General features: G+C 69.5%; 13 protein-coding genes. 11 read left to right on the plus strand and 2 right to left on the minus strand.

The features are described from left to right. The gene (locus FB547_RS00560; protein ID WP_145738740.1) at positions 1-1,200 is read right to left on the minus strand and encodes an acyl-CoA dehydrogenase; all 1,200 of its coding nucleotides are present in this window, start codon (positions 1,198-1,200) and stop codon (positions 1-3) included. 177 nt (positions 1,201-1,377) lie between these two features. Between FB547_RS00560 and FB547_RS00565 the strand changes: the two genes are divergently transcribed. The 11 genes from FB547_RS00565 to FB547_RS00615 all read left to right on the plus strand — a co-directional run bounded on the left by FB547_RS00565 (position 1,378) and on the right by FB547_RS00615 (position 13,148). Next, on the plus strand, positions 1,378-2,286 hold the full coding sequence (locus tag FB547_RS00565) for a LysR substrate-binding domain-containing protein (protein WP_145738742.1): 909 nt from the start codon (positions 1,378-1,380) through the stop codon (positions 2,284-2,286). 56 nt (positions 2,287-2,342) lie between these two features. Further along, positions 2,343-2,747: a phage holin family protein gene (locus FB547_RS00570; protein ID WP_145738744.1), complete on the plus strand. Its 405-nt coding sequence runs from the start codon at positions 2,343-2,345 to the stop codon at positions 2,745-2,747. 174 nt (positions 2,748-2,921) lie between these two features. Continuing rightward, a complete protein-coding gene (locus FB547_RS00575; RefSeq protein WP_145738746.1) occupies positions 2,922-3,761 on the plus strand; it encodes an IclR family transcriptional regulator in 840 nt (279 codons plus the stop codon). 174 nt (positions 3,762-3,935) lie between these two features. Then, positions 3,936-5,012, plus strand: coding sequence for a TRAP transporter substrate-binding protein (locus FB547_RS00580; protein WP_145738748.1), 1,077 nt, complete (start codon positions 3,936-3,938; stop codon positions 5,010-5,012). 11 nt (positions 5,013-5,023) lie between these two features. After that, on the plus strand, positions 5,024-5,692 hold the full coding sequence (locus FB547_RS00585) for a TRAP transporter small permease subunit (protein WP_145738749.1): 669 nt from the start codon (positions 5,024-5,026) through the stop codon (positions 5,690-5,692). Further along, positions 5,689-6,981 (plus strand): TRAP transporter large permease, encoded by a 1,293-nt coding sequence (locus FB547_RS00590; protein WP_145738751.1) that lies wholly within the window; start codon positions 5,689-5,691, stop codon positions 6,979-6,981. Before FB547_RS00585 ends, FB547_RS00590 begins: the two co-directional genes overlap by 4 nt. A 43-nt stretch (positions 6,982-7,024) precedes the next feature. Then, positions 7,025-8,065 carry a TRAP transporter substrate-binding protein gene (locus FB547_RS00595; protein WP_145738753.1) on the plus strand — a complete coding sequence of 347 codons (1,041 nt, stop codon included), beginning with the start codon at positions 7,025-7,027 and terminating at the stop codon, positions 8,063-8,065. A 6-nt stretch (positions 8,066-8,071) separates the two neighbouring features. Further along, positions 8,072-9,451 carry an amidase gene (locus FB547_RS00600; RefSeq protein WP_145738755.1) on the plus strand — a complete coding sequence of 460 codons (1,380 nt, stop codon included), beginning with the start codon at positions 8,072-8,074 and terminating at the stop codon, positions 9,449-9,451. Then, positions 9,427-10,212: a 2-keto-4-pentenoate hydratase gene (locus FB547_RS00605; RefSeq protein ID WP_261380194.1), complete on the plus strand. Its 786-nt coding sequence runs from the start codon at positions 9,427-9,429 to the stop codon at positions 10,210-10,212. The genes FB547_RS00600 and FB547_RS00605 overlap by 25 nt, the downstream gene beginning before the upstream one ends. An 86-nt stretch (positions 10,213-10,298) precedes the next feature. Beyond that, the gene (locus tag FB547_RS00610) at positions 10,299-11,012 is read left to right on the plus strand and encodes a 2OG-Fe(II) oxygenase (protein ID WP_145738757.1); all 714 of its coding nucleotides are present in this window, start codon (positions 10,299-10,301) and stop codon (positions 11,010-11,012) included. Between the two features lie 189 nt (positions 11,013-11,201). Next, positions 11,202-13,148: an adenylate/guanylate cyclase domain-containing protein gene (locus tag FB547_RS00615; protein WP_145738759.1), complete on the plus strand. Its 1,947-nt coding sequence runs from the start codon at positions 11,202-11,204 to the stop codon at positions 13,146-13,148. On the opposite strand, the gene FB547_RS00620 is transcribed toward FB547_RS00615, so the two are convergent. After that, positions 13,127-15,142, minus strand: coding sequence for an acetoacetate--CoA ligase (locus FB547_RS00620; protein WP_145738761.1), 2,016 nt, complete (start codon positions 15,140-15,142; stop codon positions 13,127-13,129). The two genes, FB547_RS00615 and FB547_RS00620, sit on opposite strands and share 22 nt — an antisense overlap. Between the last annotated feature and the right edge of the window lie 22 nt (positions 15,143-15,164).

A 15,164-nucleotide genomic window follows, 5' to 3' on the forward strand; every position in this document is an offset into this window, starting at 1 on the left:
TCAGTTGGCGAAGGCGGCGATGCCGGTGATGGCGCGGCCCAAAATGAGCGCGTGGATGTCGTGCGTGCCTTCGTAGGTGTTGACCACCTCGAGGTTCACGAGGTGGCGCGCCACGCCGAACTCGTCGCTGATGCCGTTGCCACCCATCATGTCGCGCGCCAGGCGGGCGATGTCAAGGGCCTTGCCGCAGTTGTTGCGCTTCATGATCGAGGTGATCTCGACCGAGGCCGTGCCTTCGTCCTTCATGCGGCCCAGGCGCAGGCTGCCCTGCAGGCCCAGCGTGATCTCGGTCTGCATGTCGGCCAGCTTCTTCTGGATGAGCTGGTTGGCGGCGAGCGGGCGGCCGAACTGCTTGCGGTCCAGCGTGTACTGGCGGGCGCGGTGCCAGCAGTCTTCGGCGGCGCCGAGCGCGCCCCAGGAGATGCCGTAGCGCGCGCTGTTGAGGCAGGTGAAGGGGCCTTTCAGGCCCTGCACTTCGGGGAAGGCGTTTTCCTCGGGGCAGAACACGTTGTCCATCACGATCTCGCCGGTGATGCTGGCGCGCAGGCCGACCTTGCCGTGGATCGCGGGGGCCGAGAGGCCCTTCATGCCCTTCTCGAGCACGAAGCCGCGGATCGGGCCGACCGTGCCGCTTTCGCTGACTTCCTTGGCCCAGACCACGAACACATCGGCGATCGGCGAGTTGCTGATCCACATCTTGGCGCCGGAAAGCGAATAGCCGCCCGGCACTTTCTTGGCGCGCGTCACCATGCTGCCGGGGTCGGAGCCGTGGTCGGGTTCGGTCAGGCCGAAGCAGCCGATCCATTCGCCGGTGGCGAGCTTGGGCAGGAATTTCTGCTTCTGCGCCTCGGTGCCGAATTCGAAGATCGGCACCATCACCAGCGAGCTCTGCACGCTGGCCATCGAGCGGTAGCCCGAATCGACGCGCTCGACTTCGCGCGCGATCAGTCCGTAAGCCACGTAGTTGAGGCCGGGGCCGCCGTACTGCTCGGGAATCGTCGGGCCCAGCAGGCCGAGCGCGCCCATTTCGCGAAAGATGGCGGGGTCGGTCTCGCCGCTGCGGAAGCCCTCGATGACGCGGGGCGCAAGGCGCTCCTGGCAGTAGGCATTGGCCGCGTCGCGGATCATGCGTTCTTCGTCGGTCAGCTGCTGGTCGAGAAGAAGGGGGTCGTCCCAGTGGAATTGCGCTTTGGCGGCCATGTGCTTGTCTCCGGAAGAGAAAAAAAGAGGGGGAATGGACCGATCCTAGCCATGCAGGGGGTTGGGCGCAAACGATGAATCCTCACCCAGATATGCGTCTTTCGCACATCTGGCACCCATGCGGCAAGACGTTTCCATTGGTGACGGCGTCCGTCCAGTCATACACTACTGGCATACATGCGCCGCAAGATCCCGCCCCTGCAGACCCTGGTGTGCTTCGACGCGGCCGCGCGCCACGAGAGCTACACGCGCGCCGCGCAGGAACTCGCGCTCACGCAGAGCGCGGTGTCGCGCCAGATCGGCACGCTCGAAGCCTTCCTGGGCGTGGCGCTGTTCCGCCGCACCCGCCACGGCGTGGCGCTCACCGCCAGCGGCGCGGCCTATGCGCGCCAGATCACCAAGCGGCTCGAGGCCATGGAGCGCGACACGCTCGACGCCATGGCGCACCAGGGCGAAGGCGGCTCGCTCTCATTGGCGGCCGTGCCCACCTTTGCCACGCGCTGGCTGATGCCGCGGCTGAAGGGCTTCGCGGCGCTGCAGCCCGACGTGGTGGTGCACATCGAGACGCGCACCCGGCCCTTTCTGTTTGCCGACGCGGAGTTCGACGCCGCGCTGTACGCCGGCACGCCCGCGCAGGTCGAGAACTGGGCCGGCACGCGCGCCCTGATGCTGATGCACGAGGACGTGGTGCCGGTATGCAGCCCCTCGCTGTTGCCGCGCGGCAAGGCTGTGGCGCCCGCGGCCATCGCGCAGATGCCGCTGCTGCAGCAAAGCACGCGGCCCGACGGCTGGCGCCAGTGGTTCGACGCGCAGCAGATCGACGCGCCCAATGCGCGCGGCGGGCCGCGCTACGAGCTGTTCTCCATCCTGGCCGCGGCCGCCTCGCACGGCCTGGGCGTGGCGCTGATGCCCACGATGCTGGTGGCCGACGAACTCGCGCGCGGCGAACTGGTGGTGGCCTGCGCACGGCCGCTGTCGGGCGAGCGCAACTACTACCTCGTGACGCCCGAGCGCGCCGACCAGCGGCCGCTCTTGAAGTTCTTCAGCGACTGGCTGCTGGCCGAGGCGCAGCGCAGCGCCGCCTGAGACAGTGCCGATATGATGGTCCGCACCATCGCGCACCACCTTGCGCCCCTCACACCATGCTGAACAACATCGCCCCCTTTCTCGTGCACTGGGCCATCACCGCGCTGTCGCTGTGGGTGGCCAGCCTGATCTTTCGCGGCATCAAGTTCGAGAGCACGTCCGCGCTCGTGATCTCGGCCCTGCTGCTGGGCCTGGCCAATGCCGTCGTCAAGCCGCTCCTGATCGTGCTCACGCTGCCGCTGACGCTGTTGACCCTCGGCCTCTTCCTGCTGGTGATCAATGCGCTGATGATCATGCTGGTGGCCGCGCTGGTGCGCGGGTTCAGGCTCTCGGGCTTCTGGACCGCGTTCTTCGCGAGCATCTTCATCTCGCTGCTGAGCATTGCGATCGATTCGCTGGTGAACAGCGGCGACCCCGCCACCACCATCCAGATGCCGACGGGCAGCGGCAAGTGGCTGTAGCTGCCGCAAGGGCCGGGGCATCCGCGTAATCACTGCCCCCGGGCGCTTGATTGACGAGGATGATGTCGACAATATTCAGTACTTTTGTCGACAAAGATAGCCGGACGCACCGGCGCTGAGCGGCTGCGGCCGGGCCGGCGACGGGGGTGGCGTGCAACTTGCAAGGATTTGGACATGACGGACAGCAGCTCCCCCCGCTCCTCCTCTTCCTCCAAGGCCGCCGGCAAGGTCATGCGCATCGACCGCGACGGCGACGGCACCGTGCAATCGCTCACGCGGGCCATGCAGCTGCTCGAACTGCTGGCCGACGACGACGAGGGCTACCGCCTGGTCGACATCGCGGCGCGCAGCGGCCTGTCGTCGTCCACTGCGCACCGCCTGCTCACCACGCTGGAGCAGCGCCAGTTCGTCCAGTTCGACCGCGAAACCAGCCTCTGGTATGTGGGCGTGCGCTGCTTCTCGGTGGGCGCGGCCTTCGGGCGCCGGCGCCGCATCGCGCACCTGGCGCTGCCGGTGATGCGGCGGCTGCGCGACAGCTCGGGCGAAAGCATCAACCTGGGCATTGCCGACCTGGGCGACATCGTGTTCGTCACGCAGGTGGAAAGCCGCGAGCTGATGCGCGCCATCGGCAAGCCGGGCTTTCGCGCACCGTTGCACGGCACCGCCATGGGGCAGGCCATCCTGGCCGCCATGGCCGAGGACGACGTGCTGCAGTACCTGCGCACCTACGGCCTGCCCAAGCTCACGCCCAACACCATTGCGCGTGCGTCGCGGCTGCATGAAACCCTGGGCGAGGTGCGCCGCGCGGGCTATGCGGTGGACGACGAGCAGAACGCCGTGGGCCTGCGCTGCATTGCCGCCGCCATCCGCGACGAGCATGGCCAGCCTTTCGGCGCGATCTCGCTGGTGGGGCCGACGCAGCGCATCAAGGCGGCCGACTTCGCGCAGCTCGGTGCCACGGTGCGCAGCGCCGCCGACGAGATCACCGCGGCCTACGGCGGGCGCCTGAAGTAGCCGCCAGCCCGCGTCTTCCACCGGCGTGCGGCGCCAAGTGCTTGATCCGCAAAGATTTTTTCTGCGGTTCCCGGTGCGCGGAAAACTCCGCGCGCGTGCCTTGCGGCGCGGTTCAATGGCCTTCTCCATTGCCGCCTTGCCAATCCGCCCACCTTTGCCCTCCCAGGAGAAATCATGCCGATGCGCCCTCTTGCCAAGCCCTTTTCAAAACTGTTCGCCGCAACCTTCGTGCTCGCGCTGGCCACGCTGCTCGCCCTTCCCGCCGCCCAGGCGCAGGACCGGATCAAGCTGAAGGCCATCGGCCAGCCGCTGGCCACCGGGCTGATCCAGAAGAACAAGGAACAGCCCTTCTTCGAGAACTTTGCCGCCCGCACCGGCCTGCCGATCGATGTGGACTACAAGCCCATCGACACGCTCGGCATCAAGGACACCGAGCAGCTGCGCGTGATGAAGGCGGGCCTGTTCGACATCGTCTCGCTGCGCGTGTCGCAGAACTCGCGCGACGAGCCGACGATCCTGGGCCTCGACCTGGTCGGCGCCGCGCCTGACTACGCCACCGGCCGCAAGGTGGCCAAGGCCTACTTCGACACGGTCGATGCGCGGCTGCAGCAGCAGTTCAACGTGAAGCTGCTCGGCGTGTGGCCCTTCGGCCCGCAGATCCTGTTCTGCAAGAAGCCGATTGCCTCGCTGGCCGACATCAAGGGCATGAAGGTGCGCGTGTACGACCAGAACCTGGCCAAGTTCATCGAAATGGTGGGTGGCACGCCGGTGCCGGTGTCGTTCGCCGACACGCACCAGTCGCTGTCGCTCGGCGTGGTCGACTGCGCCATCACCGGGCCGAGCTCGGCCAACTCGGCCGGCTGGCCCGAAGTCACGACCCACCAGCTGGCCATCGGCTTCCAGATGGCGCTCAACGGCTACGGCATGACGATGAAGTCGTGGAACGCGCTCAAGCCCGAGCAGCAGGCCAAGCTCAAGGCGGCCTTCGACGGCCTGACCGAAGAGGTGTGGAAGTACTCCGAAGAGCTGTTCCGCGATGCGCTCAACTGCAATGCCGGCAAGGACCCGTGCACCACCGGCAAGAAGTTCAAGCTGGTCGACGTGCCGGTCACGCCGGCCGACCTCGAGCTGGTGCGCGGCGCGGTCGGCAAGGTGTCGCTGCCGGTGTGGGCCGAGGTCTGCGACAAGTCGAACCCGGGCTGTTCCAAGGGCTGGCAGGCAACGGTGGCGCCGGTGCTGGGGCTCAAGTGAGCAGCGCGGCCATGAGCGAGCGGCCGCAGTCCACCGCCGCCTCGCCTGCAGGAGCGCAGGGAGCGCCGGCCGCGCCGCGGCGCGCCGACTTCAAGACGCGCGTGGAGACGGTGCTGGCCACCCTCTTCGGCGCGATCTTCCTCGGCCTGTCGGTGATCGTGACCATCGAAACCGCCGCGCGCAAGCTGTTCAACATCTCGCTGCAGGGCGCGGACGAGCTCGGCGGCTATGCGCTTGCGGTGGGCTCGACCATTGCCTTCAGCCTCGCGCTGATAGGCCGCAACCACATCCGCGTCGACGTGTTCCACGAGAAGTTTCCGGTCCGCGTGCAGGCGCTGCTGAACTGGATCTCGGCAGTGTCGCTGGCCGCGCTCGCGGTCTTCATCGGCTGGGTGGCGTTCAAGGTGATCGGCGACACCATGGTCTACCGCAGCACCGCGCAGACGCCGTGGGCCACGCCGCTGATCATTCCGCAGGGCGTCTGGTATGCGGGGCTGGTGATCTTCGCGCTGGTGGCCTGCGGGCTCGCGCTGCGCGCCACCCGGCTGCTGCTTCGCGGCGACATCGCGGCGCTGAATACCGACTTCCATCCCAAGAGCGCCAAGGAAGAACTCAAGGAAGAGCTCGACGACCTCGCGGTGCGCCAGGCGCCGCAGCCCGGCGAAGGAGGCAAGCCATGAACCTGCTCGTCATAGGACTCGCGTTCTTCGCGATGCTCGGCATGATGCTGGTCGGCATGCCGATTGCCGTGTCGATGGCGCTGGTGGGCATCGTCGGCGGCATCGCGGCCTACGGCACGCCCTTCATGGACTCGATCGCGCCCGTGGTCTGGGGCGTGCAGAACGAGAACCTGCTGACCTCGGTGCCGCTGTTCGTGCTGCTCGGCGAACTGCTGCTGCGCTCGGGCATCGCCGACCGCATGTACATCGCGCTGTCGGCCTGGCTCGGCCGCCTGCCCGGCGGGCTGCTGCACACCAACATCGGCAGCTGCGCGCTGTTCGCGGCCACCTCGGGCTCGTCGGTGGCCACCGCCGCCACGGTGGGCACGGTGGCGCTGCCTTCGCTGCACCGGCGCGGCTACTCGATGCGCGCCTCGCTCGGCAGCCTGGCCGCCGGCGGCACGCTGGGCATCCTGATTCCGCCCAGCGTGAACATGATCGTGTACGGCTCCCTCACCAACAACTCGATCGGCAAGCTGTTCATCGCCGGCATCATCCCGGGCCTGCTCTTGACCGGCTTCTTCATGCTCTGGATCGCGGTCTCCAGCCTGGCAAGCGGCAATGCGATGCGTGAGCCCAAGGTGCCGCTCGATGAACGCATCCGCGCGCTGGTGCACCTGGTGCCGCCGGCGGTGGTGTTCGGCATCGTGATGGGCAGCCTCTACTTCGGCATTGCGACCGCGGCCGAAAGCGCCGCGCTGGGCGTGATCGCGGCGCTGGGCTTCGTGCTGCACTCGGGCAAGCTGAGCTGGGAGCTGATGCGCAACTGCTTCGTCTCGACCGCGCGCGTGAGCGGCATGATCCTGCTGATCGTGGTGGCGGCCTTCGTGCTGAACCTGACGGTGAGCCTCACCGGCGTGGCCGAGGCCATGACCAAGTGGGTCTCGGGCCTGGGCCTGTCGGCCACGGGGCTGATCCTCGCGCTGATGCTGTTCTACCTGGTGCTCGGCATGTTCATGGACGTGCTGTCGATGCAGGTGGCCACCATTCCCATTACCTATCCGATCGCCACTGCACTGGGGGTCGATCCGATCTGGTTCGGCATCTTCATCGTGCTGATGTGCGAGCTCGGGCTCATCACGCCGCCCGTGGGCATGAACCTGTTCGTGGTGCACGGCATCCGGCCTGACAAGGGCGGCATCGAGGACGCGATCTACGGCGCGCTGCCCTATGCGCTGATCATGATCCTGTTCACCCTGCTGCTGCTGGCCGTGCCGCAGCTGGTGACCTGGCTGCCGGGCCACATGTGAGCCGCTTCGTCTGCGGTCCCTCAACCTTCCACAAGCAGAAGCCATGAAGAAACTCAAGCTCGCCCTCGTTGCCGCGGCCGCCCTCGCCCAGGCGCTGCCCGCGCTGGCCGAGAACGCGCGGCTGCGCGTGGCGGGCAGCCTGGTGTCCGGAGGCCTGATCCAGCAGAACAGGGAGCAGCCCTTCTTCGAGAACTTCGCGAAGAACACCGGGCTGCCGATCGATGCCGAGTACAAGCCGCTCGACGTGCTCGGCATGAAGGACGCCGACGGCCTGCGCGTGGTGAAGTCGGGGCTGTTCGACATCGTGGCGCTGCGCCTCGCGCAGGTCTCGCGCGACGACCCGTTCCTGCTCGGCCCCGACATCGTCGGCCTGTCGACCGACTACGACACCGCGCGCAAGGTGGTCGATGCCTACCGCGCGCCGCTCGACACACGGCTGCAGGAACGCCACGGCGCCAAGCTGCTGGGCACCTATCCGTTCGGCCCGCAGATCATGTTCTGCAAGACCCCGATTGCAGGCCTTGCCGATCTCAAGGGCAAGAAGGTGCGCGTGAGCGACCAGTCGCTCGCACGCTTCATCGAGCGGCTCGACGGCATTCCGGTGGCCCTTGCATTCACCGAGACGCAGCAGGCGCTGGAACGCGGCGTGGTCGACTGCGCGATCACCGGGCCGAGCTCCGCCAACTCGGCCGGCTGGCCCGACGTGACCACGCACGTCATGCCGATCGGCTTCCAGACCCACTTCGTCGCCTATGCCATCAACCTGAAGAAGTGGAACGCGCTGCCGCCCGGGCAGCAAGCCAGGATGACGGCCGCCTTCCAGCAGCTGGAGGCCGACACCTGGGCCTATTCGCGCGAGCTGTGGGACGACGCCTCGCGCTGCAACGTGGGGCGCGAGCCGTGCAAGCTCGGCAAGCGCTACACCATGAAGGAAGTGCCGGTGAAGCCGGCCGACCAGAAGCTGGTGCACGACGCGGTCGGCGCGGTCTCTCTGCCGCTGTGGGCCGAGGTTTGCGACAAGTCCTACGACAAGTGCTCGGCCACCTGGAAGCAGGTCGTCGCGCCGGTGGTGGGCCTGCGGTAAGCCACGATGAAAGCACTCTGGCAACTCACGGCAGCCCAGCTCGCCGACGGCTTTGGCGCCGGCGCCTTCACGCCGGAACAGGCGCTCGCGGCCTGCCTGGCGCGCACGGCCGAGGTGAACCCGCGGCTCAACGCGCTGGTCGTGCTCGATGCCGAAGGCGCGGCCGAGGCCGCCGCGCAAAGCACCGCGCGCTGGCGCTCGGGCAACGCGCTCGGCGCGCTCGATGGCGTGCCGGCCACCATCAAGGACAACCTGCAGGTGCGCGGCCTGCCCACACACTGGGGCAGCCGCGCGCTGGCCGGCTTGGTCGCCGAGCGCGACGAACTGCCGGTGGCGCGGCTGCGCGAAGCCGGCGCGGTGATCTTCGGCAAGACCAACGTGCCCGAGTTCACGATGCAGGGCTACACCGGCAACCCGGTCTTCGGGCCCACCGGCAATCCGTGGAACCCGGCGCTCACGCCCGGCGGCTCCTCGGGCGGCGCGGTGGCGCTGGTGGCGGCGGGCGGCTGCCCGATCGCGCTGGGCACCGACGGCGGCGGCTCCATCCGCCGGCCCGCCTCGCACACCAACCTCGTCGGGCTCAAGCCCTCGCGCGGCCGCGTGCGGCGCGGCGGCGGGCTGCCGCCGATCTTCCTGGACTTCGAGGTGGTGGGGCCGATGGCGCGCTGCGTGGACGACGTGGCCACGGTCATGCGGGCGATCGCGCCGCGCGCCGCGGCCGATGCACCGCATGAAGCCAAGCCCGCGCGCATCCTCTACCTGCCCCGCTTCGCGGACCACCCGGTGGACCCGCACATCGCGCGGCTGGTGGATGCCGCCGCCGAGAACCTGGCCGCGCTCGGCCATCATGTCACGACGCTGCCGCGCTTCGAGCTGGCCGAGGCGGTGAACCAGCGCTGGCCGCTGCTCGCGCAGGTGGGGCTGGCCTGGCTGGTGGACCATCCGCAAGAACTCTGGCCGCGGCCCTTCGATCCCGCGCTGTTCGGCCCCGCAATGCAGGCCAACACCGGGACCGGCCGCGCCGCCTCCGCGCGCGAGCTGTTCGAACTGCTGTTCGAGGCCGAGCGCCTGCGCGGCGAACTCGCAGGCCTGTTCGAACAGCACGACTTCCTGCTGACCCCCGCGACCGCGGCGCTGCCCTGGCCCGCGGCCGACACGCATCCGCCGCGCATCGACGGCCACGAGGTCGGTCCGCGCGGCCATGCGGTGTTCGCGGGCTTCGTCAATGCCGTGGGCCTGCCCGCGATCGCGCTGCCCTGCGGCTTTGCCGAGGGCCTGCCGGTGGGGCTGCAGCTGGTCGCGCGCGAAGGCGGCGACGACGCGCTGCTGGCGCTGGCCCGCCAATTCGAACGCGCCCATCCGTGGCAGCGCTTTCCCGCCCTGTGAGCGCGGCGGCCGGCGGCCTTGCGCCGGCCAGCGCCGCGCACGCGCTGTGCCTCGCGCGGCGCGAGGGGCGGCGCGTGCCCTCGGCGCTGCTGCAGACGGCCAGCCGCAGCGAGGCCTATGCCATCCAGGACGCCACGCTGGCGGTGATCGGCCCGGTCGGCGGCTGGAAGGTCGGCGCGCGCGCGCCCGGCCAGGAACCCACCTGCGCGCCGCTGCCGGCCGAGGGGCTGCTGCCCGGCGGCGTGCGCCTGCAGGGCCCGGCATGGCGGCTGCGCGGCATCGAGGCCGAGGTCGGCTTCCAGCTGGGCGCCGACCTGCCGCCGCGCGCCGCGCCCTACACGCTGGCCGATGTGGCGGGCGCCGTCGAATCGGTGCTGCCGGTGATCGAGATCGTCGAGACCCGGCTGGCCGACTGGTTCGGCGCCCATGCCAACGCCCTGCTGGCCGACCTGCTGAGCCATGGCGCGCTGGTGCTGGGACAGCGCCAGCCCTTCGCGCCGGCCTGGTTCGACCTGCGGCATGCCGAGGCCGCGCTGCATTTCGACGGGCAGACCGTCGCGCACACCGTGGGCGAGCATCCGAGCCCCGATGCGGGCGCGCTGCTGGTGTGGCTGGCCAACCATTGCGCCGCACGCGGCGGCGGGCTCAGGGCCGGGCAGATCGTCACGAGCGGCTCGTGCACCGGCATGCTGTTCGCCTCGGTGGGCACGGCCGTGCGCGTGGAAATCGGCGAACTCGCGCCGCTGGCGCTTTCGTTCTGAGGTTCGCACGCGGGCATCGCCGCGTGGCCGGAACCCATGTCCGGAAACAGCGAGCGCCGCGGCCGCGCCGGCCGCACACTTTCGGCATGCCGACCTCTCCCGCCAACATCGTCCGCGCCCTCGACTGGCCCCGCATCGAAACCGAGCTTGCCACGCGCGGCTGCGCGACCACGGGCGTGCTGTTCAGCCCGAAGGAATGCGCCGCGCTGGCCGCGCTCTATGACGAGCCCGGCCGTTTCCGCAGCCGCGTGGTGATGCAGCGCCACGGCTTCGGCCAGGGCGAGTACCAGTACTTCGACCACCCGCTGCCCGCTTCGATCGCGGCCTGGCGCAGCGCGCTGTACGAGCGCCTCGCGCCGCTCGCGAACGCATGGGCCGCCGCCATGGGGCAGCCGGCCGACTACCCGCCCGACCACGCGGCCTACCTCGCGCGCTGCCATGCGGCGGGCCAGCTGCGCCCCACGCCGCTGCTGCTGCGCTATGTCGAGGGCGACTACAACTGCCTGCACCAGGACCTGTACGGCGAACTGCAGTTCCCGATGCAGCTCACGGTGCTGCTGAGCCGGCCGGGCGAAGACTTCACGGGCGGCGAATTCGTGCTCACCGAGCAGCGCCCGCGCATGCAGTCGCGCGCCGAGGTGGTGCCGCTCGCGCAGGGCGAGGCGGTGATCTTCGCGGTCAACCAGCGGCCCGTGGCGGGCACGCGCGGCACTTACCGCGTCACCATGCGGCATGGCGTGAGCCGCGTGCGCTCGGGGCGGCGGCACACGCTGGGAATCATCTTCCACGACGCGCGCTAGCAAGGCCCGCGTCTTGCGCACGACCGTGCCATGACGCGCGCGGCCCGAAGTCGCGCAAAATCCGCCCTGCACCCCGGGTGCTCGCCATGATTTCCGACAACAAAACGATCGGAGCAGCGAGCGGCCGGATGCGATCCGCGGCCCGACGTGACGGCCGCGGGTGCGTTCGAGTGGTCGACAGGGAGCTGTATGAACAAGAAGAACTCATCCGGGTCTGCGGATGGGGCGGGAAAGCCGCCTCTCGCATTCTTTGAATTTTCCGCCGCCGTGGCGCGGCTCTCGCGCCGCTTCAGGGTCGACGTGAGCACCATCGTGAGCGCCGTGGCGCTGACGCAGTCGCTGCTGCTGGCCACGCTCGGCTACTGGGGCTCGCAGCGGCTGGTGGCGAAGATCGGCGCCTCCGCGCACGCGGCCAACCACCACCGCACCGAGGACAACATGCGCGCCGTCCTCGCCAGGACCGAGTCGACGGTCGGAGCGCTGGCCGGCGCGCCCAGCCTCGGTCCCGCAGGCGAGCATGCCCAGCGCACGGCCGAGCTTCTCTGGACCCTGCTGCAGCAGTCGCCCGAACTCGACAGCCTCTACGTGGCCGACGACACGGGCCAGATGATGATGGCGCTGCGCTACCCGGTGCCGGCCATCCGACGCATCGTGCGCGGCGCGGGCACCGGCGAACTCGCCATCGAGACCTGGCAGTACAAGCTGCCGCCCGCGCCCGAGGTCGACGCACAGCAGCGCTTCGCCACGCAGCGCATCGAGTCCTTCCGCAGCAGCTTCGACCCGCGGCTGCAGCGCTGGTACCAGGAGGCCCGCCAGATGCGCAGGCCCGTATGGACGGCGCCCTACAGCTTCGCCGCGACGCAGGAGCTGGGTGTGACCTACGCATTGACCAGCAAGCGCCGCCATGCCGAAGGCAGCCCCAGGCTGCTGGTGGTGGGCGGCGACGTCTCGCTGGGCCGGCTCTCGGAGTTCGTGCGGCTCTTCGCGAGCGACGGCCGCGGCGACAGCGCGCTGCTGGGCACCGGCTCCCAGGTTCTGGCGCGCAGCGACCAGCCCGGCGTGCTGCGCCGGCCGGAGCCGCCCACCGGCGTGCTGGGCGCGCTGCACGGCCAGATGCTGGGCGAGGCCGCGGCCGGCAGCGCGGGCGGCGCGGCCTTCTCGTTCGACCACGAAGGGCGCAGCTACCTGGCCCAGGCCTCGCGCATTCCTTCGGCCGGCTGGCAGCTGGTGAGCTGGGTGCCCGAGGACTTCGTGCTGGGTGACCTGCGGCGCGCCGTGCTGTGGTGGCTGCTGCTGGGCCTGGCGCTGCTCGCGGCCGCGCTGTTCGTGTCGCTGCAGCTGTCCAGGCTGGTCACCTCGCCAGTCGAGAAGCTCGCGCAGACCGCGCGCCGCATCGGCCTGCTGGAGCTCGACGACCTACCGCGCGAGCCGAGCCGCGTGCTCGAGATCCAGCACCTGGACCAGGCGCTGGACGAGTCGGCGCGCAGCCTCCGGGCGTTCAGCAAGTTCGTGCCGGTGGACGTCATCAGCCAGCTCGTGGCCGAAGGCCAGGCACTGGCACCCAGCGGCTCGCCGCGGCGCATGACCGTGATGTTCACCGACATCGAGGGCTTCACGCGGATCTCCGAGTCGATGGAGGCCAATGTGCTGGTGCGCATGCTGACCGAATACTTCAACCTGGCAACGCGGGTGCTGGCGCGCTATGGCGGCGTGGTCGACAAATTCATGGGCGACGGCATCATGGTGCTGTGGGGCGCGCCCGCCGACCTGAAGGACGCGGAGTACCGCGCCTGCCTGGCCGCGCTGCAGCTGCATATCGAGACGAGTGCGCTCAACCGCAAGTGGCGCGCCGACGGGCTGCCCGAGTTCCGCACGCGCGTGGGCATCCACACCGGCGTGGCGATCGCCGGGGTGCTGGGCTCGAACGACCGGCTGTCCTACACGGCCCTGGGCGACGTGGTCAACGTGGCGAGCCGCATCGAGGGCATCAACAAGCAGCTGGGCACGCACACGCTGATCTCGGAGGTCACCTGCGCGGGCCTGAAGGGCCGGCTGCAGACGCGCCGCATCGACGAGCGGGTGGCGCTGCGCGGCCGCCAGACGCGCATGGTGCTCTACGAACTGCTGATGCCGTGAGAGGCCGCGGCGCGCCGCGCCGCAAACTCCACGTACCAGCCGAGCGAGCCGGGGTTGGCCATGGCCTCGGGATTGACCACCTTCTCGAGCGGCTGGCCCAGCAGCAGCTTCTTGATCGGCAGCTCCTGCTTCTTGCCCGAGAGCGTGCGCGGGATCTCGGCCACCTGGAAGATGTCGTTGGGCAGGAAGCGCGGCGAGAGCGAGGTCTTGATCGCGTTGTTGATCTTCGCGCGCATCGCATCGTCGAGTGCCACGCCGGGGCGCAGCACCACGAACAGCGGCATGTAGCTTTCGCGGCCCAGGTATTCGAGGTCGACCACCATCGAGTCGAGCACTTCGGGCAGCGCCTCGACGGCGCTGTAGATCTCGCTGGTGCCCATGCGCAGGCCCTGGCGGTTGATGGTGGCGTCGCTGCGGCCGTAGATGATGCAGCCGCCGTCCTCGCCGATCCGGATCCAGTCGCCGTGGCGCCAGACGCCGGGGTAGGTGTCGAAGTAGCTCGACAGGTAGCGCGCATTGCCTTCGTCGCCCCAGAAGTACAGCGGCATCGATGGAATGGGGCGCGTGCAGACCAGCTCGCCCACTTCGCCGATGACGGGCTTGCCGTCTTCGTTCCAGGCCTCCACCGCATGGCCGATCTGGCGGCACTGCATCTGGCCGGGCACCTCGGGCAGCTCGCGGTTGCCGCCGACGAAGGCGCCGCAGAAGTCGGTGCCCCCCGAGATGTTGCACCACCACACGCTGCTCGCGCCGGCGGCCAGCAGCTGCGCCGTGCCCCAGCGCTGCACCTCTTCCGACAGCGGCGAGCCGGTGCTGCCGAGCGCACGCACGCGCGACAGGTCGCCGCACTCGGCCGCGACCACGCCGGCCTTCATGCAGTTGGTGAAGTAGGCCGCGCCGGCACCGAAGAAGGTGATGCGGTGCTTCGCGACGAAGCGCCACAGCACGCTCCAGTCGGGCTTCTCCTTGCTGCCGGCCGGATGGCCGTCGTAGATGACGATGGTCGCGCCGAAGGCCAGGCCCGCGAGCTGGCAGTTCCACATGACCCAGCCGGTCGAGCTGTACCAGTGGAAGCGCTCGTTGAAGTTGTTCGCGCCGTAGCTCGCGCCGATGTCGTTGTGCAGCCCGCAGGCGTACATCGTCATGATGATGCCGCCCTGCCCGTGCACGATGGGCTTGGGCAGGCCGGTGGTGCCGCTCGAATAGACGATCCAGATCGGATGGTCGAAGGGCAGCCACTCGGGCTCGAAGGCCGCGACCTCGGCGTCGCGGCGCGCGCTGGCGGCCTGCCAGTCGGCATCGGCAGCGAGCTGCTCGGCGGCATGGGGCGTGCGCAGCAACAGCAGCTTCTGCACGCTGGGCAATGCGCCGCGCAGTTCCTGCACCACCGCGCTGCGGTCGATGGGCTTGGCGCCGTAGTGCACGCCGTCGGCCGCGATCAGCAGCTTGGGCTCGATCTGGCGGAAGCGGTCGACCACCGCGGCCGTGCCCATGTCGGGCGCGCACACGCTCCACACCGCGCCGATGCTCGAGCACGCAAGAAACGCGACCATGGTCTCGGGCACGTTGGGCATGTAGGCGGCCACGCGGTCGCCGCGCTGCACGCCCAATGACTTGAGTGTGAGCGCCACCGAGGCCACCTGGCGGCGCAGTTCGGGCCAGGACATCTCGCGCACTTCGCCCCGTTCGTTGTCGCTCACGATGGCGGGCATGCCGGCCGCATGCGCCGCGTCGGCATGGCGCAGCACCTCGCGCGCGTAGTTGACCTGCGCGCCCGGAAACCACCTCGCGCCGGGCATGCGGTCGTCGGCCAGCACCGCCGTGTGCGGCGTGGGCGACACGATGCCCATGTAGTCCCAGATGCTCTGCCAGAAGGCGTCGAGGTCGGTCACGGACCAGCGCCACAACGCGTCGTAGGTGTCGAAGGACAGGCCGCGCTGCTCGCGCAGCCAGTCCTGGTAGAGGCGGATCTGGGGAATGTTGGGAGCGGGCATGCACCGAGCCTAATGCCGCATT

Origin of the sequence: Variovorax beijingensis, from assembly GCF_007828835.1 — a bacterium.
GTDB lineage: Bacteria > Pseudomonadota > Gammaproteobacteria > Burkholderiales > Burkholderiaceae_C > Variovorax > Variovorax beijingensis_A.